Annotated in this window: 22 protein-coding genes and 1 tRNA gene; 10 read left to right on the plus strand and 13 right to left on the minus strand. The window is 35.5% G+C overall.

Annotated features, from left to right (window positions below; translation table 11 throughout):
* Positions 1–288 precede the first annotated feature (288 nt).
* The 4 genes from FLUTA_RS05095 to FLUTA_RS05110 form a co-directional block, all read right to left on the minus strand.
* Positions 289–1,002 (minus strand): DUF1266 domain-containing protein, encoded by a 714-nt coding sequence (locus FLUTA_RS05095; RefSeq protein ID WP_013685790.1) that lies wholly within the window; start codon positions 1,000–1,002, stop codon positions 289–291.
* Positions 1,003–1,009: 7 nt separating this feature from the next.
* Complete coding sequence (locus FLUTA_RS05100; protein WP_013685791.1) at positions 1,010–1,708, minus strand: Z-ring associated ZapG family protein; 699 nt, start codon at positions 1,706–1,708, stop codon at positions 1,010–1,012.
* A 26-nt stretch (positions 1,709–1,734) separates the two neighbouring features.
* Complete coding sequence (locus tag FLUTA_RS05105; RefSeq protein ID WP_013685792.1) at positions 1,735–2,193, minus strand: hypothetical protein; 459 nt, start codon at positions 2,191–2,193, stop codon at positions 1,735–1,737.
* 748 nt (positions 2,194–2,941) lie between these two features.
* Positions 2,942–3,922 carry a BtrH N-terminal domain-containing protein gene (locus FLUTA_RS05110; protein WP_013685793.1) on the minus strand — a complete coding sequence of 327 codons (981 nt, stop codon included), beginning with the start codon at positions 3,920–3,922 and terminating at the stop codon, positions 2,942–2,944.
* 487 nt (positions 3,923–4,409) lie between these two features.
* Here FLUTA_RS05110 and FLUTA_RS05115 point away from each other — a divergent pair, with 487 nt between their 5' ends.
* On the plus strand, positions 4,410–4,994 hold the full coding sequence (locus FLUTA_RS05115) for a hypothetical protein (protein ID WP_013685794.1): 585 nt from the start codon (positions 4,410–4,412) through the stop codon (positions 4,992–4,994).
* A 601-nt stretch (positions 4,995–5,595) separates the two neighbouring features.
* Here FLUTA_RS05115 and FLUTA_RS05120 read toward each other — a convergent pair.
* The 9 genes from FLUTA_RS05120 to FLUTA_RS05160 all read right to left on the minus strand — a co-directional run bounded on the left by FLUTA_RS05120 (position 5,596) and on the right by FLUTA_RS05160 (position 13,055).
* Complete coding sequence (locus FLUTA_RS05120) at positions 5,596–6,036, minus strand: WapI family immunity protein (RefSeq protein WP_013685795.1); 441 nt, start codon at positions 6,034–6,036, stop codon at positions 5,596–5,598.
* Positions 6,037–6,052: 16 nt separating this feature from the next.
* Positions 6,053–7,603 (minus strand): RNA-directed DNA polymerase, encoded by a 1,551-nt coding sequence (locus tag FLUTA_RS05125; RefSeq protein ID WP_013685796.1) that lies wholly within the window; start codon positions 7,601–7,603, stop codon positions 6,053–6,055.
* A gap of 442 nt (positions 7,604–8,045) precedes the next feature.
* A tRNA-Arg gene (locus tag FLUTA_RS05130) sits at positions 8,046–8,119 on the minus strand.
* A 167-nt stretch (positions 8,120–8,286) separates the two neighbouring features.
* On the minus strand, positions 8,287–9,582 hold the full coding sequence (locus FLUTA_RS05135) for a hypothetical protein (protein WP_013685797.1): 1,296 nt from the start codon (positions 9,580–9,582) through the stop codon (positions 8,287–8,289).
* Positions 9,583–9,618: 36 nt separating this feature from the next.
* The gene (gene gloA2 / locus FLUTA_RS05140) at positions 9,619–10,002 is read right to left on the minus strand and encodes an SMU1112c/YaeR family gloxylase I-like metalloprotein (protein WP_013685798.1); all 384 of its coding nucleotides are present in this window, start codon (positions 10,000–10,002) and stop codon (positions 9,619–9,621) included.
* 5 nt (positions 10,003–10,007) lie between these two features.
* Complete coding sequence (gene rfaD, locus FLUTA_RS05145; protein ID WP_013685799.1) at positions 10,008–10,973, minus strand: ADP-glyceromanno-heptose 6-epimerase; 966 nt, start codon at positions 10,971–10,973, stop codon at positions 10,008–10,010.
* 51 nt (positions 10,974–11,024) lie between these two features.
* Positions 11,025–11,525, minus strand: coding sequence for a hypothetical protein (locus tag FLUTA_RS05150; RefSeq protein WP_013685800.1), 501 nt, complete (start codon positions 11,523–11,525; stop codon positions 11,025–11,027).
* Positions 11,512–12,279, minus strand: a complete 768-nt coding sequence (locus FLUTA_RS05155) for a hypothetical protein (RefSeq protein WP_013685801.1) — start codon at positions 12,277–12,279, stop codon at positions 11,512–11,514. Before FLUTA_RS05155 ends, FLUTA_RS05150 begins: the two co-directional genes overlap by 14 nt.
* Positions 12,276–13,055: a hypothetical protein gene (locus FLUTA_RS05160; protein WP_043023648.1), complete on the minus strand. Its 780-nt coding sequence runs from the start codon at positions 13,053–13,055 to the stop codon at positions 12,276–12,278. Before FLUTA_RS05160 ends, FLUTA_RS05155 begins: the two co-directional genes overlap by 4 nt.
* 185 nt (positions 13,056–13,240) lie before the next feature.
* On the opposite strand from FLUTA_RS05160, the gene FLUTA_RS05165 reads away from it, so the two are divergent.
* The 9 genes from FLUTA_RS05165 (at position 13,241) to FLUTA_RS05200 (ending at position 22,271) form a co-directional block, all read left to right on the plus strand.
* Positions 13,241–13,672, plus strand: a complete 432-nt coding sequence (locus tag FLUTA_RS05165) for a 6-pyruvoyl trahydropterin synthase family protein (protein WP_043024094.1) — start codon at positions 13,241–13,243, stop codon at positions 13,670–13,672.
* A 166-nt stretch (positions 13,673–13,838) separates the two neighbouring features.
* Positions 13,839–14,429 (plus strand): GTP cyclohydrolase I FolE, encoded by a 591-nt coding sequence (gene folE / locus FLUTA_RS05170; RefSeq protein ID WP_013685804.1) that lies wholly within the window; start codon positions 13,839–13,841, stop codon positions 14,427–14,429.
* A 28-nt stretch (positions 14,430–14,457) separates the two neighbouring features.
* Positions 14,458–16,125: a transglutaminase-like domain-containing protein gene (locus tag FLUTA_RS05175; RefSeq protein ID WP_013685805.1), complete on the plus strand. Its 1,668-nt coding sequence runs from the start codon at positions 14,458–14,460 to the stop codon at positions 16,123–16,125.
* Positions 16,122–18,026 carry a DUF3857 domain-containing protein gene (locus tag FLUTA_RS05180; protein WP_013685806.1) on the plus strand — a complete coding sequence of 635 codons (1,905 nt, stop codon included), beginning with the start codon at positions 16,122–16,124 and terminating at the stop codon, positions 18,024–18,026. The genes FLUTA_RS05175 and FLUTA_RS05180 overlap by 4 nt, the downstream gene beginning before the upstream one ends.
* A 134-nt stretch (positions 18,027–18,160) precedes the next feature.
* Positions 18,161–18,889, plus strand: a complete 729-nt coding sequence (locus FLUTA_RS05185) for a Bax inhibitor-1/YccA family protein (protein WP_013685807.1) — start codon at positions 18,161–18,163, stop codon at positions 18,887–18,889.
* 92 nt (positions 18,890–18,981) lie between these two features.
* Positions 18,982–19,692: a zinc metallopeptidase gene (locus tag FLUTA_RS05190; protein ID WP_013685808.1), complete on the plus strand. Its 711-nt coding sequence runs from the start codon at positions 18,982–18,984 to the stop codon at positions 19,690–19,692.
* Between the two features lie 51 nt (positions 19,693–19,743).
* Positions 19,744–19,884: a hypothetical protein gene (locus FLUTA_RS21545; RefSeq protein WP_013685809.1), complete on the plus strand. Its 141-nt coding sequence runs from the start codon at positions 19,744–19,746 to the stop codon at positions 19,882–19,884.
* Between the two features lie 49 nt (positions 19,885–19,933).
* Entirely contained in the window at positions 19,934–21,466 is a 1,533-nt protein-coding gene (locus tag FLUTA_RS05195; protein WP_013685810.1) for a GH3 auxin-responsive promoter family protein, read from the plus strand.
* On the plus strand, positions 21,459–22,271 hold the full coding sequence (locus FLUTA_RS05200; protein WP_013685811.1) for a hypothetical protein: 813 nt from the start codon (positions 21,459–21,461) through the stop codon (positions 22,269–22,271). Before FLUTA_RS05195 ends, FLUTA_RS05200 begins: the two co-directional genes overlap by 8 nt.
* Positions 22,272–22,275 lie beyond the last annotated feature (4 nt).

The raw sequence follows: 22,275 nt of genomic DNA on the forward strand, positions 1-22,275 counted from the left end.
GGTTGAAGCAGGATTAAATGGCGGTGAAAGAAGAGTCAGCCAAGGCTGACGAAGACTGAGGCCTCGTCTCACAAGACGAAAAGGCCGAGGGAGAGATCAGAGCTTGTGAAGACTGAGGCTCTGTCTCACCTTGATCCGAAGTGATTGAAGAATGAAATCTAGTTTGGATCAGACAGAAAAGCCGAATGAGTGTAAACTGAGAGCGAGTGTCAGAGTGAGTATTGAGGGCAAAAAGAAAAAGCGAACTACTCCCGTAATTCGCTTTTTCTTTTTGTGAACCAGCATTTTTCAGATATATGTTTTATTCTTAAGCGGACTGTTGTCGTTATTCAATAAGTCATTTGCAATTTGCACCATCCCACTGTTATTTGCACCACCCCAAAGTGCTCTTCCAACAATATAGCTCGTGGTGTATTCTTGCCAGGTACTGCAATATTTTTTTAAATCCGTATAAGACTTTGCCAGATATTCTTTGAGTTCATTTTCTGAAAGATATCCCAATTCATAACAGCAACGCGCTAAAAAAACACTTCTCCCATAGTTCCAGCCGCTATCTTTTGTCTTTTTTATTTGGGAGAAGGTTGTGATGATTTTTTGTTCAATTAGTTCCGGAATAATATTATTTAGCTTTCTGAACAGGTCTAAATAATACTCAAACACTCCTTCTTCATCGGGTAAGTTTGATTTTAAAATGGCAACATAATTTTCTTTATCTTCAAATGCTTTGTAAACGATATCCATATTTTCATCTTCATTTCTATTATGCAGACTTTGAAGAATTTCAATCGCTTGATCTTGATCAGATATTTCCCAGTAGGTTTCAACTAATTTAAGAATATCCGATTTGTTTAAACCAGTTTCATAGGAATTCAAGTATGCCGATTGTTGTTCGGCATACATTGACCCAACGAGTAAATGGTCTAATAAATATCCATTTAACGCATTTTTCTCGTTTAACCGGATGCTTTTAAATGCACTTAAAAATTTTGAAAAAAATCCCATAATCAGTTTATGCTATTACCAGTTTAGGGAATTTGTTTTGTAAAATGCCTACAAATCTCTCTCCGACTACCTGGTATTTTGCTCTGGATTCTAATTGCTTTTTCAAATTTAACAGATCAGCCGGATCAGTTATATAATTCAGCCTGTCGTGAATTTCAAGTGATAATGGGCTACCGTCTATATTAAAAGTGATAATATGTGTTTTTGGCAAATATTCTTCCGAAGATTTTGAGTAAGCACCCAGTTGCGATTTCAGGATACCGCCGTATTGAAGTTTGGCATCTTCTATTCTGAAATTATCAAAAACAATGTGTTCGTCTAATTCACCAACAGCATCAGTAATGAAAAAATGCAAATCGTTTCCACTCAAAACCCAAAAACAATCCGTTTCTACTTTTTTAAGTTTTACACCAATCGCAGATAAGGCTACGTTCTTTAGACCATCCGTTACAAGTTCCTGTACTTTATTACCCGTAGACTGAGGCACAGACGCAGAAGTAAATGCATCAATAGATTTACCTTGCATCCATTGTTTTATTTTTGAAAAATCCTGAGTTAATAGTTCCTGTTTGTATTGGTCATATTTAGTTCGCTCAAAATCTAAATCAATTTCTGATTTTGCTGTCTTGTGTTTTTTATTCATGTAAACCATGAAAAATACACCTGCAATTACTAGTACGACTGGAATTAAAAATAATGGATTCATAAGTGTGTGTTTTTATTAATTTGTTTTTAAATGTTTGTTGGTTTTACGTTTTTAGGTTTGGCTTTTGAAAAAATGCCATAAATGATTAGCCCAATAATCAACAATAAAATGAGCTTTCCACCATATCTTGCATAAAACCCAAGTTTTACAAGACTTTCTTTGTTTAATTTGTTATCACTGATTAGTTGGTCAAGCTGGTCATCTGTTAGTTCGTAATATTTGTCACTTTCTTTTTGTGCCAATACTAATTTGGGTTCTTGAGTAATCCAGGCAGGAAATATCCAGGCAATATTATATTCCTGGTGGATTCTGGCTAAATCCAAATATTCTTTGGAGCCTTCTTCTACAAGATACTTTTCGGTATCAGGTAAATCTGCTACAATTTCGATTACATCCACTTTACCAAATGGAATTTTTGCTTTTGCTGAAGCACTATTCGCTGTGAAAATTGAGACAGCTGATAGCAAGAGAATTCTTTTTATCATTTTTTACGGTTTAAGTTTTTCTTTCTGATTTTATTTCTGTTAGGTCAATAAGGTGCTTCTGTGGGTAATTCCACCAATGATAAAGTAACTAGTTGCTGTTATTAAGAAATTACAGATTAATTGTTCGGGTGTTTTAAGGTGCTTTTCGTATTTAATTGGGTGTATCTCATTTTGTGAATAGTCTGGTATTTGAAATCATTCTTTAGCATCCCTATCGCTTGGTAAAAGCCTACAGAGATCAGAACGAAATTATAAAAAACTGTGCTCCGGATGACTTTATTATCCCAAATATTTTTTCGAGAACTAGTTGTCCCAGATCTGTCTCGGATGCCATTTTGGTTTTATGTATCATCTTCAGGCTTTTGCATTTGATTACTATTAATTATCCTGTATTTTTAATCGCTAAAAAAAATCCATTTTTTATTGGTGGATTTGTAAAACATCACTAAAACCAGTGTTTCCGTGATTTGCAGAAGTTGGGATTAGGTAAGCCCGAACTGCCAGTTTTTATTGGTGTTTCGAACCTCATATTTATTTAACATATCAAGCAAATATAACCATTTAATTGATATATCAATTAAATATAAAAAATAAGATCGGTTGGTGTTAAAAAGTAAATTTGTATCGGGTAGAAATTGTTGCTAAAAATTACAAACAACATTTTGGGGCTTTGCGAAGACGTGAATTAGAAGCACAAATGTTCGGTTTAGCACTGAACCCGCTTTTTTGCCCCCTGTTAGCGGTTCCGCTATATTGTCGCCAATATTTCCATTGTCTTTTTTTCTTTGTCTGATATTGTTTTTAAAATGTCTGATGCTTGTTGAATATATTTAAAGTCTTTTGTTTTACTCACTTCCTCAAATAATTGTGAAACCGAAGTCCAAAGTTCTGCAATTTCTACAAATGCTTCGTGTCCTGTTCTTAGTTTGTCAAGTTTCAGTAAGTCATAACTCTCTTTTAAAAAATCTCGGTACAAATTTCTAAATAATGCTCCACCTGTTCCTGCTTTTTCCATAAGCATTGCAGATGTTTTAAAATCATTTTCAATATCTTTACTTGTCTTAAACCATTTGATTATTTCTGTGCTTGCTTTCAAAATTCCTTTATAACCAATATTTGTAATTGGAGGGTTTATATGTTCGGTAGCATTATTTCTAATTGCAGTAATTATTGCAGACTTTAAGTAAAATGTTTTGTCTGTATTACACAAAGTGTAATACAAATTTTTAGATGACATTGGACCTTTTTCTGCTCTTGCTAACGCTAAACTTTTCAAAGTTGTTTTAACCTCTCCACCTTGCTGTTTTGTATCCACCAAAAAAGCGTTTTCATTGTCATAACCATAAATTGCAGTATAATGTCCTGCAAAATGAAATGGTCGGGAAAAATATTGCAAATGGAAACAGTCTAATTTTAAACCAACTACTTGTCCATTGTCAATAAGTTCTTTAACGTTGTCCCAAGCCTTTTGAGTTGATGCTGTTTCTTTAACTGTTAATTCGAGGTTTAGATTTCTTGCAATATTTTCAGTTAAAACGTCAGGTTTTACTCGTCCACCAATGAAAGGAAAATTCATTGATTTCATATTCCAAAAGATAAATCCAAGTCCTTCGCCTAAACCAAATAACATTGGTTCGGAAAGTTCAATATCAAGTTGACGTAATAAAGTTCCTGTCGCTGTTGTTTCGCAATGTTGTCCGTCAAACGGTTTTATTTTTTCTATTTTCATTGTCTGCCGGTATGTTGTTTTAGCTGACCGCTAACTTGTATATATGCAACGTTAACTATTCACAACTGATTAAAATCGAATTTCACACTGATTTTCAAGAATTTTACGAATTCCATTTTGCGAATAGCTATCGTTAGGTTATTACCCCAATACTAAACAATAATTCTGAAAAACAGCAAAAGTGTTTTAAAATTCCCAGTAAGAAATTTTGCCTGAAAGCCAATAGGATTCGAACCACTTTGAATGTTTGGAAAATGGAATGAAATACAAAAAAAGCCTTAATCAAGGTTACAGAGATAGCATAATTATTTATGACGGTTTGCCACTGGGAAAGGTAGTGACTGTTATAGGCGCCTCTTTTAAAGAGCAGGAACATATCCTGGAATTTTCCTCTCTTGCAATGATTTTTTAGTTCAGTCTACTTTATGGATACTCTCTTTTTTACAAATAGATTGAACTAAATTAGGACCTAAATGTAGGTGTTTTCATGATAAATAAATCAAATCTAATTCTTCTAGTTTTAATGCTAGGGGCGAGTTTCGGGTATACTCAAATAGCATCTACAGAATCTTTAGATTCCACAATGATTAAAATTGATAATGATTTACACGGTCGATTTACCTATACATCAATTAAGACAGTTTATATTTCAGATTCTATAATTAGAGATTTTTTCTTCAGAAATTCTGAATTGTATCTTGAGCTTTCAAAAAGAGAAAAGAAAATAGATCTGCCACGAATTTCTATAAGTACTTTAGACACAATGGTCGTTATGATGTGCTATAATTATTCCAATTTCATCAGGGAGGAGGTAGGAAGTTATCATTTTATCAATGAAGAGTTAGTGAAAGCACAGCACCAAAGAAGTGAATTGAATACTCCCAGAGCAATGAGTGACTGCATCGGATGGGCGATCTCAAGTTCCGTAACTTATTATAAGAACAACACTTTTTATAAAACAGTGAATACTACTTCTGATCGCTGTGGATCACCTGTTTTCTTTATTGAAAACGGTCTTATGGCAGAATTAATTAGACTTTTGCCAAAGTTTAAGCTATTCGTAATCAAATAATCATTAATAAAGGGAGCAAACACTAAAAAAGACAATTCACTCATTTTAATAAGATATATTCCTGCTATTTAACCTTGTTTGGGTGCTAACTATTATGGACATATCTCGAAAATAGCGAACACAAACTTTCATTACCTATAACTTGCATATATGCGTAACCCCAACTACTTGTAACCAGTTAAAATCAGATTTTACACTGAATTTCAGATGTTTTTGAGAATAGTCTTTGTTACCCTAATAAGACACAATATCTCTAAAAATCAATTCACTGTTAAAAAATTACTGGAAAGAAATTTTACCTGAAAGCCAATAGGATTCGAACCGCATTAAATTGTTGAAAAACTGAATAAAATCAATGGTTTCGGGAGATATTGCTTGCCACCCTCCTTAATCCTTCCTCGGAGGGAGGAGACAGATTGAAGCTTCGAACACAGATACCGCTCTCAAAACTCACACTCGTCCCTGAAAGAAAAAAGTACAAACTAAGTGTGAGCGGGAGAGTGAGTATTGAGGGCAAAAAGAAAAAGCGAACTACTACCGTAATTCGCTTTTTCTTTTTGTGAACCTACCGCAACAAAAGTCGAACACCCTAGATGAGTAATTAGTACTTTATTCCATTCATTCCACCATATTTTTCAGTGATCACAGAAATTTCTTCTAAAGCTCTATTTACAAATGATTGATCAGAATTGAACTCGAAGATTAATTCATTGGAAAATTCATTCTGCTCTGAGAATACTCCTTTAATTCTTACATGTCCCAACTTATCATAGCTCATTGTGAATTCCAAATTTCCTTCATAAGAAATAAAGGTCACTACTCCGTGAATATTCTCATTTGCAATTTTCAATCTTTGAGCAAATTCATAGAGCTCTCCGGTTGAAGTATAGAATCTTTCAATTACTCTGAAATTGCGTGATTTGATTTCAAGAGTCACTTGGGAATCATATCCACCCCAATGACATGTTTCATTTGGAAATCCAAAGACCTCGTTATATGTAAACTTTATGTAATCTGCTTCTCCTTGTATTGTGAAAGTCATATTTCCGAGTATTTAATTATTCGTCAATTTCATTTTTAAATATTGCTAAGTGCTCTAAAAGATTAATATTGCTTCCAGGCTTCTTGATTGTGTCAAATAGTTTTATATCAGTTGGGATTGGTTTAAAAAACTCTAGACTATTACGTTGTAAACTTTTTAGTAATTGTGAATTGATCTTTTTTGGGAAAGGAATTGTGGTTAAATTCAATGACTTTAAAAAATAAATCAACCATAATAAATCGTATTGATTATCATCGATGCTTTTAAGTTTTTCGGTTAGCAATTTTTCGATTGTTAAACTTATTTTAGAGTTAATTCTTACCTTACCTTTATTCTGTTCAATAATCTTTTCAATAATCCCAAGAATCTGTGGAAATGATTTATTTCTTCGTTCTTTTAACATTAATAAGAGACTGATTGCTTTTAGCAAATCTTTATCCTTAAAATTAAATTTGAGTTCACGCTTTTTCGTGTATAATTCAGATAAGAAACGGTCAACGACACCTGTGCCTTCATATTTTTTATCAACCTTTAGAGTTCCGCGAAATGAACTTTCAAAACGTTTATAACCAATTTTCTTTTTGTATCTCAATGAATATGTTTGATATTCTGCTGTCCATTCTCTAAACAATCCTTCCGGCAGCTCCTGTACTTGTGACTTACTCTCATTAAGTGTCAGATTGAAAAAGGACATCTGTTTCTGCAAAGTTTTTATAATCAAGTTTGCATCTTGCTTAGATTGACATAAAAACCGATAATCATCCTTGAATCGAACACCTATAAAATCTATTCCTTTTTCGGTTAATATTTTTGAACATTCTGTATCAACAGCACTTAAAATAATTTCTGCAATTAAATCCGAAATAGCAGGTCCAATTGCAATTCCATTTGTGCATCCATCATTTGAATATTGGAAAAGCTTATCTAGTATTAAACCAACATAATCATTGAAATTACTCCTGTTCCCTTTTTTTCTAATAACTTCTTTTGTGTGAATTGCCCAAGCGATGCTGTGGGTGTAAATTGAAGGATAAAAATTCTTAATGTCTGATTTTAATACGTACTTATAATTATATGCTTCGGAAACGAGGTCATTTTCTCCCATTTCTAAAAATTCATAGATCATTCTACCAGCTCTTAAGTTTCCTAATTCACCTTCATTTTTAGATGTTATTGGAATCGGAAAGCTATATGAGTGTATTTTATTATTAGTCTTAAATAAGGATTTTAAAATTGTTTCCCAATTATCAATAAGATACCAGACAATATCATGGTATATTTTTGGAGCGATTATTCCAAAAGTTCTATCCGTCAGGGTTGTTTTTGGGAAAGAAATATTTAATAAGTCTTCTTTTTCAGGTTCAAATTTTGGCTGTCCAGGTATGGTGTTATCAACTGCGAAATAAGGAGACGTTTTCAAGTCAAATTTCTTTACTCTAAAACACGGAGGAATAATATATTGTTCTGGATAATAACCTTCTTCCAAAAGCCATTTTGCAATTTTATCTTTAGGTATTTTCTTTAGGAGTCTTTTGGTTTCGGCTGTATGCTCTTTTGGTAAACTCATTGGTAATTTCCTTATTTTAATGGTTTCGGCTCAATGGAACTCTGCGAATAGTAATTATTTCAATACTACACAATAATTCTGAAAATCAACAAAGTGTTTTAAAATTTCCATAAAGAAATCTCACCTGAAAGCCATTAGAATTCGAACCGCTTTGAATGTTTGGAAAACAGAATAAAATCAATGGTTTCGGGAGATTGGGCTTATCCTCCCCCTTTATCTCACTCTTTTCGCACTACCGTTTGTCACAGCTCGTCTTCAAGCATTTCATGCTTTCTCCTCCTCCAAAAGGGGGAAACTCAATTCAGTCTTCGAACACGTATTCCGCTCTCATTCTCAATTCTCACACTGAAAGAAAAAGACTCTGGAGTGAGTGTGAGAGCGAGAAAAGAGTGTAAAAAGAAAAAGACCATTTAACTTTCGTTAAACAGTCTTTTTCTTTTTGTGACCCCGGAGAGATTCTAACTCCCGACCGCTGGAGCCGAAATCCAGTGCTCTATACAGCTGAGCTACGGAGCCGTTTGCTCATTTAAGCTGGACAAAGTTAATTTTTATTTTCTAATATGAATGTCGATCAATCTCTTCCAACTCCTATTTTTACACTGTGTTACCCTTTTTCACTTTGTACTGAACCGATATTGTTACTTATCAGTCGGTTCCCATAATTCGATCTTGTTCTATTCTTATTAAAAATCAAATAATTCTTTGGCTTCATTCAAAAGACTTTCCCCTTCTTCTCCAGCTTTTTTGGTTGCTTCTTTCAGAGTTTCTCCGTTCTTGAAACTGTCAATCTGACCCACTGCATTTTCAAGAACTTCTGTTTTCTCAGCAATTTTGGATGCATTCGGAACTTTGCTGTTCTTCAATATTTTTTTCGTATTTACATCCTTCAATCGGTTGTATGTGAAGGAACTTGCGATTCTCAGCATGAATACTTTGTCGTAGACTTCCTTCAAAGCAGTTTCCGAATCCTCTTTTTTCAGGTATTCGATGCATTCATCAATCAGCGCTTTGTCATCATCGGTAAGCAGTTTGCTTTTCTTCAGTTTATGGAGAGAGATAATTGCTTTGTCTGTATTTCCTTTTTCGAGTTGTACATACACATCGATTGTCCAAACCAATTCGTTATCGATCTTTAGTGTTTTGCAATCTTTCAATACTTGCTCAAAATCTTCCAGAGCACGCTCGTGGTCTATGTCGCGTTCCATCATCAGTCGATCCATTCCGCGGTAAACATGGTTCATTGCACGATACCCTACATAAGACTGTTTTTTATCGAAGGTCCCAATCTGCATGGAATTCATCGTATACCTCAAATCGATATCGGTGTTCTTTTTGAGCCATTCCAGGTTATTCGTGTATTCATTTTCCGACAAATAATACAAGCCTTTTTGCATGAATACGAAACCTCTGAGAAAACGCAGGTTGCTTTTCAATTCAGAATCCGGGAGCAATTCGATATCTGTTTCCGCGCATTCGTAAAGTGCTATTTCACTTCCCAAACTGCTGCTCGCCATTGCAAGAACGGTCAAAAAAGCATGTTCTCTTGCTTCCTGCTCTGCTTTGTCTTTGCCTTTGAAATAGTTAGCACTTTTCGTTCCGTCCCAGAACTTTCTGAACGCATCCAAGATCACTGGAAACTCGTCTTCGTCTGTTTGCGTCACAAACTCATCCATTTGATCGTAAATCTGATACATCGCCCAATAATCTTTTACCGATAAATCATCCGCATGATTCAGTTTCATCATCTTTTGCACCAGTTTATCGGAATCTTTTTTAAATACTTTGAATTTGGGAGATTTAGTGCCTTCCGAAGCGTAGCCTCGAATCATCAGTTTCACAAACTTATAGGGAACGACTTTTCCTGAAATTAAGTTCTCGTTTAAAGCTACGCGATCCAATTCCAACAATTCTTCGTCTGTTTTTTCAGAGGAACAAGCCGTTAAAAGGAATACAAGTGATAAGTACAGTAGTTTTTTCATGGATTTGATAATTCGATAATAATAAGCGATTGATCATTAAATCTCTACCAACTCAATGGGCAATCCATCTGGATCGGCGAAGAAGGTGAAGCGTTTGCCTGTAAAGTCATCGATTCGGATAGGTTCGCACGAAACGTTTTTTTGAGCCAATTCTGCCATGGAATTTTCGATGTCTGCTACTGAAAACGCTAAATGACGCAGACCACTAGCTTCTGGTCTTGAAATGCGATTGGGCGGGTTTGGAAAAGAAAACAATTCGACCAAGTAAACACCATTTAGAAGAAGATCTAACTTATAGGAGTCGCGTTCTGATCGGTAATTTTCTGCTAAAATCTCAAAACCAAGGATTTGAGTGTAGAAATGTTTCGACTTTTCGTAATCCGAACAGATGATAGCTATATGATGAATGGATTTTAGCATGTTCTCTAAACATACTTTGTTCCAACCAAGTAATTCTTCACATAATCTTCCACGCCTTCTTCTAAAGTGTGGAATGGAATATCATACCCTTGATCTATCAGCTTCTGCATATTCGCTTCTGTGAAATACTGATATTTGTCGCGGATATCTGCTGGCGTATCGATGAATGAAATTTGAGGTTCTTTCCCCAATGCCTTGAAAGTGTTTGTTGCCAAATCCAAGAAAGTGCGCGCTTTTCCAGAACCCAAGTTGTAAATTCCAGATTTTGCAGTTCCTTTCATTAAAAATTCGATGACTGAAACCAAATCTTTCACATAAACAAAATCGCGCATTTGACCTCCATCTGTATAATTGGGATTGTGTGAGCGGAATAATTTCATGGATCCGTGTTCTTTCACCTGATTGAACGTATGGAAAATCACCGAAGCCATGCGCGCTTTGTGGTATTCATTCGGACCGTACACATTGAAGAACTTCAGTCCGTACCAATGTGGTGGGGTTTCTGTTTGCTCCAAAGCCCACATATCAAACCATTGTTTCGACCATCCGTAAGGATTCAAAGGTTGCAAGTCTGGCATCGTTGCTTCGTTGTCATCATAACCCAATTCACCCAAACCATAAGTAGCTGCAGAACTTGCATACACCAACGGAATTTGAAACTTCACACAGTGATTCCAAACCATTTTCGAATAGTTCACATTCAACTCATCGAAGATTGATTTGTCAAATTCTGTGGTATCGGTTCTAGCGCCAATGTGCAAAACACAAGTTACTTCATCGCCAAATTCGCTCATCCATTGGTTGAAGTCATTACGCTGAATCATCGCAGCAAAGAGCTTTCCTTCTAAATTGGAACCTTTTTCGGTTTTGGAAAAATCATCCACCAAAATTAAGTTGTTGATTCCTTTGCTATTTAAAGTTCCAACGATACAACTTCCAATAAAACCTGCTGCTCCTGTAATGACAATCATGAATGCTAATTTTGATTACAAATTTACGAAAGTAAAATCACATTAGCTTCTTCATTTTTTCCGTTTAAAGAACCACCTTTCAATTAATCGAACTTGTCCTGAAGGGAATAATTCAACATTTAATATTTCCATTTTGCGATTGTTTAATTTTTCAAGTGTGAATAAACCCATTGTATTTGTAAAACCAGTACTCGCATCGTAATTTCCAAAACCAAATTGTTCCCCATCAACACTCATCCACCAACGATTTGCTGAGAATAACGTTTGTTGAAAGTACGAATTCACCTCGCTTTGAAGAGCTGTTGTGTATTGTAGCTGGAAAACATCGATGTATTGAAAATCATCTTCGTGAAACAGAAACAATGTTCCCAAATCACTCCACTCATTAGTATTCGCCAAACTTCCCAGGGTATCATAATTCTCTTGAACTACTTTTTCAATAGTCCACGAACCAGCAGCACGTGTCATTACTTTTTTAGGTTCATCTTTAAAACAACCCGTTAATTGGAATACTAAAACTCCCAATAAGATAAGTACTTTAATCTTTCTCATTTGAACCAAATGTTAACTGTAATCCGAAAACTCCTCTTGAAATCCGATAAACTTCTTGTAATCCATCCGTCGTTGCTGCAATTTGATCTTGAGTAGCAGTTGACTGAAAATATTTCGAATCTGTTGCGCTGTTGGACTCCGTGAATTCTCCTCCTAAATATTCTGATTTATTAATCATAAAACTCATATCTAAAAAGATACCTATCATTTTTGTGAACCGATATTCTAATCGACCCCCTACTAAACTTACCAAGCGCCAACTCGTATAAACTCCATTCAAATCCCTTTCTCCACCATAGCTTTTGGTCTTTCCATAAGAATAAAACGTATTCAGATTCAGACTATTGATACTCATGGTTATATAAGGAATAAACGCAAATTTTTCTTTACCAATTCGTCCTCCAATCTGAAGATCGAAATAGCTATTTTTAAATTGGAATGAGCGACTTTGATCATAAGCGTAAATTGCCTTGGATTGAAAACCCGTAATTTTCCCCAGATTTATTCCTGTAACAAACCACTTCAAACGGAAAATTCCTCCAAAATGATATCCCATACCAAATTGATTAAATTTTACAGGCTTAATCATAGAACTACCGCTGTTTTGAACATTGTAACTTTCCAGATACGTATTAAACCCTGGAAAATTTAACCGAGAAGCACTTACTCCTGCTTGAAGCTGAAATTCAAATTGTCCAAAGCTGAAATTGCTGCAAGAAATCAACACAATTGTGAGTATGATAAGGGGTTTCATTTGCTAATTTTTGGTTTAATAATCAGACCGCATTGGATGTAATTCAGGTTAAAAATCCATTCGGTATAGAGCACACCAAGATCCACCTCGGATAATTTATTGATTGCGAAACCAATTTCTGGTCGCAAAGAGATTTGGAGTTTATCGTATTGAATAACTGTAAAATCGATTCCAATTCCGTTGACAATATTGAGCTCCTTAGAACCAGGTTTGTAACTGCTAGAAAGAAAATTAAGTCGGTAACCCATCGTTTCACGCTTAAAAACTTCACTTTGCGGAGAGTTAGCGCTGAATTTAATACGGTACCGTGTAAATCCAACGTCGTAGAAAAAGCCAATCCGTTTAAAAGGAGTATAGGTGAAATTGTAGTGAATTCCTCCAAATTTTGATTTTAGCTTAAACGTTTCTTCGAAATTTTTGGTAGTATTTGTTCTTTTTCCCGTTCCGCTATTGGTTCTACCCTCAAAATAAAGGCTGTGCTTCGTTTTCTCAGATGCCTCGTATTCTAAACCAATTACAAGTCCTCTATTTAGTTGATTCCAGCGAAGTTCTTTCGTCACATTGTAAACATCCGTTGAACCGCTAAAATTGGGTGTATTGGAACTGGGATCATACGAATAGTCATAACCCAAATTAAACTTTGTGGCCAAAATTGCTTGCTGACTCTCGAGGTAATTGTACCTCCCACCAACAACACCAAGTAGCAAACGAACTTGTGAAGTTCCCTTTAAGGAAAGGAAACAAAGAAAAGCGATAAATACTGTCTTTTTTATCATCGTTGCAAAGTTGGGCAAGACTTGGCTTACAATCAATACAGCATATGCCGTACTTTTCCGTTTATTTTCAGTTAGAGAATGGGCTAATTAGTTCCAGTCAAAACTTGCACTTTTTTAACAAGCTTCCTGTTCTAAAAAGGACATTCTCAGCAAAAATTAGTAACTTTGCATCCAATATTTTACGTTTGGAAACAGTATACATTACCCGAAGAGAACATTTTAACGCAGCCCATAAATTGTGGCGTGAAGAATGGTCTGATGAAAAAAATGAAGAAGTTTTTGGTAAGTGCAGCAATAAAAACTGGCATGGACACAACTTTGAATTATTCGTCACGGTAAAAGGAGAACCAAATCCGGAAACGGGTTTTGTTATCAACTTGAAAGACTTGAGTGTGATCATCAAAGAATTGGTCATCGAAGAAGTAGATCACAAAAATTTGAACCTAGATGTTCCGTTTCTAAAAGGGAAACTGGCTTCTACTGAAAATTTAGCCATTGAAATTTGGAAAATTATCGATGCTCCCATTCAAGAAGCTGGTGGTCAATTGTGTAAAATCAAGTTGGTAGAAACTGAAAACAATTACGTCGAATATTTTGGTGGAAAAGAACCGTTTTAAAACAAGTTCAAAAGATTCAAATCTTCTTCGCTCTAAGAGCTTTGAAGGTTCAAAGAGTTTAAAAGATTCAATTTGAACATTTGAACATTTGAACATTTGAACATTTGAACATTTGAACATTTGAACATTTGAACATTTGAACATTTAGCAAAAAATACATACTATCATGAGCGATTTTCATTACAACGACGACACAACGGAAAACATTTCAACTATTTACAAATCGATTCTTTCTCAAATTGGCGAAAATCCAGAGCGTGAAGGCTTACTAAAAACTCCCGAACGCGTAGCAAAAGCATTGCAATTTTTAACGCAAGGATACGACATTAAACCAGCTGACATTTTAAAAAGCGCTTTGTTTCACGAAGAATATTCGGAAATGGTGATTGTGAAAGACATTGAAGTTTATTCAATGTGTGAGCATCACATGCTTCCTTTTTTTGGAAAAGCACACATTGCCTATATTCCAAACGGAACAATCGTTGGATTGAGCAAAATTCCACGAGTAGTGGATGCTTTTAGCAGAAGATTACAAGTTCAGGAGCGTTTGACGATTGAAATTCGCGATTGCATCCAAGAAACATTGAAACCAAAAGGTGTTGCAGTTGTTTTGGAATGTCAGCACATGTGTATGCAAATGCGCGGCGTACAGAAACAAAATTCGGTAACGACTTCCAGTGCATTTACTGGCTTATTTTTAAGCAACGATTCAACTAGAAAAGAGTTTATTAATTTAGTACAAGCAAAATTGCATTAAACCAAAACAACTAACACCCCTAAATTACATGATTAGAAACACCACTTTTTTAATCCTTTCGTTTTTCTTTTTTTTGTGCACTCAGATTGTATTGGGAGCAGAAAAGCTCACTTTTTCTTTGGAGAAAATAGTCATACATGTTAATTCTATTGATTCTTATCACACGACCAATTATTTTGAAGGAGCAAATGAAACAGATTCGGAACAGCGCTTTTACTTTTCGATTGTTGAAACAGAAACGCTTTTATCTAAACAAGGTTCTTTCACAGTAAATGGAAAAACAAAACGGGTTAATTTCGAGTCAAATCTAACCATTTCTACCATCAGTTGGGGAAATGTATTCAATGGAGTTAGAACTTACAGTTTCTTGGTGCCGCCCAATTCCTTGTTTAAATTTGAATACCAAACGGCCGCTACTGAAACAATTTTCTTATCTGCAATCAACAAAAGCGGAGACAATGATGCTACTGATTTTTTCTATGACATTACCCTTCCAGAGAATCTTGAAGTCTCATTAAGACATAGAACCGATAAAAAAACAGGGCATTTTGTAATCACCAATCAAGATTTTCAAACAGACGAAGAACGAATCTATTTTCTCGTTCATCCAAAAGGAATGGAGCCCAATACGTATTTCACTAATTGGTTCATAAGGAAAACAGAAAATCACGAAGGAGTTGATCCTAGCTTGCTTCCTGAAAAATTAAGGATACTTGGAGCAAAAGGAAAATCCAAAGAATTGGCACAAGCTTGTTTCGAATATGTTCAAACGACCATTCAGTATTTGGATATTGAAAACGGATTGAACGCATTTATTCCAAGACAAGCCAATCAAACTATCAAAAACAAATACGGCGATTGTAAGGACATGGCAATGCTTTTGAATCAGTTGCTTCATCATTTTGGTTTTGAATCCTACTTGAGTATTTCAAAAACATCCATCAAAAAAGACACCTACGATTTTCCATCAATCGCCATGGCAAATCACATGATTGTTTCCTTAATACTCGATAATCAAATCTATTTCCTCGATTGTACTGAACAAGAATGTTTGTTCGGAGACCCGAGCACTCAAATCATTGGTACAGAAGCATTCTTAATCGACAAAAAACAAGATCCTTATCAAAAAGTACCTGAAACCTTGCTTTTTCAACCCAAATTATCCTTGGATTACCAGTTTTTTATGAATGAAAACAATCAACCTGCTTATCGTTTGAAAATAACTTTTGAAGAAAAATTTGCCTTGCTTTTCCGACACATGAATCAATACAATTCAACGGATGAGAAAACGAAAAAGATTATTGAGTACTTGATTCCCTGCGCTCATAAAATTGATAGTGCTTTTACATCCAATCATGAAGCATCCATTTACATTTCCTGCAATCTTCCAGCATCTTATTACAATGTGGTGAATAACCAACAGTACATCGACTTAAAATTCATGCCTGAAATTAGCAAGCTAATGACAATTGCATACAACAATGACAGCGCTCTTTTTGCAGCAGATTTTAGTTTCTCATTTGACCACTTGAAGTTCAAATCGGGCTTTGAAACCACTAAAAACATTGATTTTCAAATAAATAATACTCAAAGCAAATTCGACTTGCATTTGACGAAAGAAAACTCTGGAAGTAAAGGAATTCTTGTAAACTACTGGAAAACATATATTTTAAAACCAGCAACTTATCTACCATGAAACGAATAACCATTTTAACCCTCCTATTTTTAACAGCTTTTATCTTTAGTTCCTTTGCAGGAGACAAATACATTTGGCCTGAATTCACTCCAACAGAAATTCCAGATTCCGTCAAAAAAGAAGATGCGATTTATCTTGAAAATAGAATCACGGTTGATTTCATGCTCGATTATGAAACCTCAATCGTTTATTTCAAACGCATTAAAATCCTTTCCAAAAAAGGAGTCGAAAACTTCATCAATCACGATTTATTCCAATTTAAAAGCGGATACATCAGTTTGAAAAAAGCCAGAATTATCAAACCCGACAATTCGTTTAAAGAACTTGGGGGTGAAAATATTATTGAAACCTTTATCGACAACAAGAATAAATATAACTCAAGCTATTTAAAACGCATTCAATTCATCTTTGCGAATTTGGAGGTTGGAGATATCATTGATGTGGTTTATCAAATTGACTATAAATCCTACACACTCTCAAATTGTATCTATCTGGAAGATGATTTAATTTCTCTGAACTCGCGTTTGTCGTTGAGAAATTTCAGCAAGTTTGAATTAACCGTTTACCCTTCGAAAAACCTCACTGATTTCGTGACCCAAAACTCAGGAAGTTCACCAATTTTCTATTGGAATATCAAAGGAGTTGGAAAAAGATCCATCAATGAATTTGCGGCGCATCGTCAAAATGATTCAAAAGTTTCATATACACTTTGGTATCCTCAAACTGATTTATCTTACGAATTGATCTACTCGAATGACTATGACAGTTATCACGTTAACACGGGATTCAAAAACTTTACTGAAATTCTAAAGCGAGATGGAGTATATCAATCGGATTTGAGTCCCTTTGAGAACATCAATGTCATTATTCGTTATTTTGAAAAGGATTTCACATGGAATACAGACGAAAAAATGCCTGCGAGTATTAAAACGTCTGATTGTTATAACAAAGAAATAATCGATGACGTCATTTTCTATCGTCTGATGCAGCAATATTTGGATGAAAATGAGTTAAAATATCACATTGGATTTACACGAGATATAAATGATGGTGTTTTTGAACATGGATTTGTCGCCTTGTATCAGCTGGACTATCGCTATCTGATTATCGAAAAGGGAGAAGGCGATGAACATTTCCTGTTCTCCCCAACTAGTAAAAGCAGATTCTATTATTTGGATGAAATTCCAGCAGCATGCGAAGGAAATCAATCAATCCTATTCACTGGAAATCGAGATAAGGTTTCTACCAGTTCTGTTTTATTGCCGCAAAGTGACTTTAACAGTAACAAACATACAGCAACCATTGTTTTGAAAACAGGACATCTTTCGGATACAAGCATCAGGATAAACAGAAGAGATTCATTTACTGGTCAACATTCTGTGTTATTCCGAAATCCTTCTACAGCAAGATTTTTTAAAAACATGAAGGTCTCCGACACCATTTTAGCACCTCACGAATTGAAGTATGTATATCCTTATCCCATTAATTTTAAGCAGGAAGACACAATCTACACCTGTTTCTCGAATTTTGATGAGAATCTATATGCATTTAATGCTGAAAAATTAATTCCAAGCTTCATCTTCTTTGCCGATGAGACCAAAGAACCAGTTGCAGATTATAGCATCATTCCTTTTGGGAAACAACAAAAATATTCCATCTACATTGAATCACCAAACGCACTAAAAATTGCAGATAAAGTAACCTCTTTGGTGAAATCCAATTCAGCAGGTTCCGTGAAGACAGAAATTATTCAAACAGATCCAAACAAGATAAAAATAAACTACGAAATCAAATTGGAAAAACGAATTCTTTCGAATGTTACCGAAAGCAATGAATACTTGGAATTAGTTCAAGAATGGGCAAACATCGTTACCAAAAAGTGGATTATTCAAGAAGGATAAAAACAAAAGATCTTAAGACGTTATTTACTCCTAGTAATCCAATGCATCGTACTAATATCCTAAATTCTTATTACCAATAAACAATCCCTTAGCTAAAACATTTTATTAAATTTAAGCTTTCAAAAATCAAAATTATGAGTGAAATAATTGACAATTACAGCTTCGATACCGCTGCAAAACAAGCCGCTGCAAGACAATTCTTTGGAAAAGTATATGGGTTCATGTTCTTTGCATTGATTGTTTCAGGAGCAATTGCATACCAATACGGAACAACTGAATTCTTCTTGAAATACTTCATCACCCCAACTCCACAAGGAGGAAAACTTTCAATCTTGTATTATGTCGTGATTTTTTCACCTATTGGGATTGCTTTGTTATTCCAAACAATGATTAATCGACTCTCATTCCCGCTATTATTTGGACTTTTCTCCATTTACAGCATCTTAATTGGATTTGCAATTTCTAGTATTTTCCTTCGTTATTCTATGGGTTCAATCGTAACTACTTTTGGCGTCACAGCTGGAACCTTTGGGGTAATGGCAATCATGGGATATGTCACCAAAGCAGATTTAACCAAAATGGGATCCATTTTATACATGGCATTCATTGGAATCTTCATTGCTTCAATCGTTAATTTTTTCTTAGATAGTAGCGGTTTAGGTTACTTAATTTCAATCTTAGGAGTAATCGTATTTACTGGATTAACTGCTTACCACATGCAGCAATTGAAAAAATTTGCGCATGATTCTGAAATGTCAGCAGACGACAAAAACAAAATGGCGCTTTTGGGTGGGTTCACCTTATATGTTTTATTCATCAATTTGTTCCTTTCATTGCTTCGTTTATTTGGAGGAAGAGACTAATATTTCACATAACATTCTTTAACTTAAAACGTGCTAAAATTGAAGTTTAGCGCGTTTTTTTGTGCGTAACTTTAAGGTAAAATTTACAAACAATGATTTCTTTTGGCCCGGCAATGCTCATCGGTTTAGTCTTTATGGGAATTGGACTATTGGTGAGCTGGCGATTAAAAAACAAATTTCAGGAATTCAGTAAAATTCCCTCTCAAAGTCGATTAAGTGGACGTGAAATTGCAGAACGCATGCTTCGCGATCACGGCATTTTTGATGTCCGTGTAACGTGTATTCCTGGACAATTAACCGATCACTACAATCCAGCAGACAAAACGGTAAATCTTTCGGAAGAAGTGTACCATGGAACAAATGCAGCTTCCTCTGCAATTGCAGCACACGAATGCGGACATGCAGTCCAACATTCCAAATCTTATGCACCTCTTCGATGGCGCTCAAAATTAGTTCCGCTTCAACATGCTTCTGGTTTATTCTTGAATATTCTCATGATGGCAACCTTTATTGGTGGAGCCGTATTGTTTGAATCGTTTCCGATCAAATGGGTGCTTTGGGCAATCGTTATCGCCTATGGTTCCATTGCACTTTTCAGTATTGTCACTTTACCGGTGGAGTTTGACGCATCCAAACGTGCTTTGCTGTGGATTGAAAAATCTGGAACGGCTACAAAAGTGGAATATGAACGATCGAAAAAAGCATTAAATCTGGCAGCCACAACATACGTGGTAGCAGCATTGGGGGCAATTGTAACGATGATTTACTACATTTTGCGCTTAATTGGAATAAACGATGATTAATTTCTTTTCATTTTTCAAACAAAACCTTACATTTGAGAAAAATTTCAAGTTATGTCAGAGCATCATTCAGAACATCACACAGATCATCACGAAAAGAATGACACTTTCTTTGAAAGTTCTACAGTAGGAATTGGATTCGTGTACACGATCATCCTTTTAGCGATTATCGGGTCGATTTACGCATTCGCATAGTATAAGGAGGAAAGTAAATCCTCCTTTTTTGTTTCACTGAATTCGTCCTATGCCATTCAATTCAATTTTTGCTTGGGTCATCAAAAAGCGCTTGCATCAGATTGAGCTTTTCCGGAAATACCCAGAAAATGTTCAACATGAGCTTTTCGAAAAATTGATTGAGAATGGAAGTCAAAGTGAATTTGGCAGAAAATACAACTTCTCACAAATTACTTCTTACGAAGACTTTTCCAAATCAGTCCCATTAAACAATTACGACACTCTCAAACCGTGGGTTGAGCGCTTGATGCAGGGCGAACAAAACATGCTGTGGTCGCACGACACAAAATGGTTTGCAAAAAGCTCTGGAACGACTTCAGATCGAAGTAAATTTATTCCAGTTACCAAAGAATCGTTAGAGGATTGTCATTATAAAGGCGGAAAAGATCTCCTTGCTCTTTATTACGAAAACTTTCCAAATCGGAAATTATACAAAGGGAAACACCTCATTATTGGAGGAAGTGCTCAAATATTGCCCGTCTCGCACGATATGTATCAAGGCGATTTATCAGCGATTATTGTCAAAAACTTGCCTTGGTGGGCCGAAATGAGACGAACTCCTTCCAAGGAAATTGCGCTGATGACGGAATGGGAGGAAAAAATTGAAAAAATGGCCCGTTCAACCATCGAGGAAGATGTGTACATCATTGCTGGCGTTCCAAGTTGGACATTGGTATTGGCTCGAAAAATTTTAGAAATAACAGGAAAGAAAAACCTGCGCGAGGTTTGGCCCAACCTGGAGCTATTTATGCACGGAGGAGTAAGCTTTGAACCTTACAGAGAAGCTTTCAGAGAATTGATTCCATTTGATGACATGCACTATGTGGAAACATACAATGCTTCAGAAGGGTTTTTCGGAATTCAAGATGTGGACGGATCCAATGAATTGCTCTTGATGTTGGATTATGGAATTTTCTACGAATTCATTCCTATGGATCGTTTTGAAGATACCGATTCAAAAACCGTTCTTAAACTTGATCAAGTTGAACTAGATACCGAATATGCACTTGTCATTTCCACCAATGCTGGACTTTGGAGATACATCATGGGAGATACCATTCGATTTACTTCTAAAACACCTTATCGGTTTAGATTGACAGGGAGAACAAAACACTTCATCAATGCTTTTGGAGAAGAGGTAATTGTAAACAATACAGATTTTGCCATCAAAGAAGCATGTTCAAAAACCAATGCAATTATCCGCGAATACACAGTTGCTCCAATATACATGGATGGGAAAACCCAGGGAAAACACGAATGGTTGATTGAATTTGATCGCGAACCAAATGACTTGAATCGCTTCATGTACTTATTGGATGAGTCATTGAGAGCAATCAATTCCGACTATGACGCCAAGAGAACAAAAAATCTGGCACTTGGAAAACCCGTCTTACATGTTTTATCTTCAGGTAGTTTTGAAGCTTGGTTGCAAAAAAAAGGTAAATTAGGAGGACAACACAAAGTTCCTCGCTTAATGAATTCCCGAGAAATAGTGGAACAAATCTTGCAAGAGACCTCATACAAAACAGTCCAATATGTTTAAGATCGGAGCGTTGCTTTTATTCTTTTCTCTTTCAAGCGCGATCTATTCTCAGCAGAAATGGAAGGAGTTATGGAGTCTCGACATTGATTCAACCGCAATTTGGGATATTGACCCCATGCACCAAAGCATTATTTACCAAAATCAAAATGTTCAAAAGCGTGATGCGAAAGGTCAACTAATGCTCCAAGAAAGCATTAAATCGCTTGGAAATATTCAAAAAATAGACGCTCAAAACCCACTTAAAATCGCCTTGTTTTCAGAAGATCAACAGAGCATTTGTTTTTTGGACAATGCCCTTGCTCTGCAAACAACCTGTCTTTATTTGAGTGATTTGAACATCAGTTTGGCAGCTAGTATGAGTGCATCTATTCAAACAGATCGCATTTGGGTTTACGACGAACCGAACTCCAAAATTGATTTGATTACGTTGAGAAACGGTCAAAACCAGCAAGTTCAAAACGTAAAAGGTCTCTTAAACTTACATTCGATTGTGAACATGCAGGAAATTGATAATCGCTTGTATTTGTTTGATGAACAAAATCAAGTTGCGTGGTTTGACCAATTTGGAAACTTCATCGATGTTGCAACGCTCACCCCCAACAAACCTATCTACCCCATTCAAGATTATTTTCTAATTGCAGAAGGGAAAAACATTCAAACCGTGGATCTCAATTCCGAATTCGTTGCGTTTTTCTTTGAAGGAGATGCCATTCTTGATTCATCCGTTCGAAAGATGGAAGTTTCTGGAGATCGCTTGTATGTGCAGACACAAAAAAGACTGTATTGTTTTAGAGTGATTCAATAGTTCA

The sequence above is a fragment of the Fluviicola taffensis DSM 16823 genome (assembly GCF_000194605.1).
Taxonomy (GTDB): domain Bacteria; phylum Bacteroidota; class Bacteroidia; order Flavobacteriales_D; family Crocinitomicaceae; genus Fluviicola; species Fluviicola taffensis.

What these genes read in the sequence shown, in the direction of transcription:
- FLUTA_RS05095 (WP_013685790.1), bottom strand. Translation starts at nt 1,002, where the DNA reads ATGGGATTTTTTTCAAAATTTTTAAGTGCATTTAAAAGCATCCGGTTA.
- FLUTA_RS05100 (WP_013685791.1), bottom strand. Translation starts at nt 1,708, where the DNA reads ATGAATCCATTATTTTTAATTCCAGTCGTACTAGTAATTGCAGGTGTA.
- FLUTA_RS05105 (WP_013685792.1), bottom strand. Translation starts at nt 2,193, where the DNA reads ATGATAAAAAGAATTCTCTTGCTATCAGCTGTCTCAATTTTCACAGCG.
- FLUTA_RS05110 (WP_013685793.1), bottom strand. Translation starts at nt 3,922, where the DNA reads ATGAAAATAGAAAAAATAAAACCGTTTGACGGACAACATTGCGAAACA.
- FLUTA_RS05115 (WP_013685794.1), top strand. Translation starts at nt 4,410, where the DNA reads ATGATAAATAAATCAAATCTAATTCTTCTAGTTTTAATGCTAGGGGCG.
- FLUTA_RS05120 (WP_013685795.1), bottom strand. Translation starts at nt 6,036, where the DNA reads ATGACTTTCACAATACAAGGAGAAGCAGATTACATAAAGTTTACATAT.
- FLUTA_RS05125 (WP_013685796.1), bottom strand. Translation starts at nt 7,603, where the DNA reads ATGAGTTTACCAAAAGAGCATACAGCCGAAACCAAAAGACTCCTAAAG.
- FLUTA_RS05135 (WP_013685797.1), bottom strand. Translation starts at nt 9,582, where the DNA reads ATGAAAAAACTACTGTACTTATCACTTGTATTCCTTTTAACGGCTTGT.
- gloA2 (WP_013685798.1), bottom strand. Translation starts at nt 10,002, where the DNA reads ATGCTAAAATCCATTCATCATATAGCTATCATCTGTTCGGATTACGAA.
- rfaD (WP_013685799.1), bottom strand. Translation starts at nt 10,973, where the DNA reads ATGATTGTCATTACAGGAGCAGCAGGTTTTATTGGAAGTTGTATCGTT.
- FLUTA_RS05150 (WP_013685800.1), bottom strand. Translation starts at nt 11,525, where the DNA reads ATGAGAAAGATTAAAGTACTTATCTTATTGGGAGTTTTAGTATTCCAA.
- FLUTA_RS05155 (WP_013685801.1), bottom strand. Translation starts at nt 12,279, where the DNA reads ATGAAACCCCTTATCATACTCACAATTGTGTTGATTTCTTGCAGCAAT.
- FLUTA_RS05160 (WP_043023648.1), bottom strand. Translation starts at nt 13,055, where the DNA reads ATGATAAAAAAGACAGTATTTATCGCTTTTCTTTGTTTCCTTTCCTTA.
- folE (WP_013685804.1), top strand. Translation starts at nt 13,839, where the DNA reads ATGAGCGATTTTCATTACAACGACGACACAACGGAAAACATTTCAACT.
- FLUTA_RS05175 (WP_013685805.1), top strand. Translation starts at nt 14,458, where the DNA reads ATGATTAGAAACACCACTTTTTTAATCCTTTCGTTTTTCTTTTTTTTG.
- FLUTA_RS05180 (WP_013685806.1), top strand. Translation starts at nt 16,122, where the DNA reads ATGAAACGAATAACCATTTTAACCCTCCTATTTTTAACAGCTTTTATC.
- FLUTA_RS05185 (WP_013685807.1), top strand. Translation starts at nt 18,161, where the DNA reads ATGAGTGAAATAATTGACAATTACAGCTTCGATACCGCTGCAAAACAA.
- FLUTA_RS05190 (WP_013685808.1), top strand. Translation starts at nt 18,982, where the DNA reads ATGATTTCTTTTGGCCCGGCAATGCTCATCGGTTTAGTCTTTATGGGA.
- FLUTA_RS21545 (WP_013685809.1), top strand. Translation starts at nt 19,744, where the DNA reads ATGTCAGAGCATCATTCAGAACATCACACAGATCATCACGAAAAGAAT.
- FLUTA_RS05195 (WP_013685810.1), top strand. Translation starts at nt 19,934, where the DNA reads ATGCCATTCAATTCAATTTTTGCTTGGGTCATCAAAAAGCGCTTGCAT.
- FLUTA_RS05200 (WP_013685811.1), top strand. Translation starts at nt 21,459, where the DNA reads ATGTTTAAGATCGGAGCGTTGCTTTTATTCTTTTCTCTTTCAAGCGCG.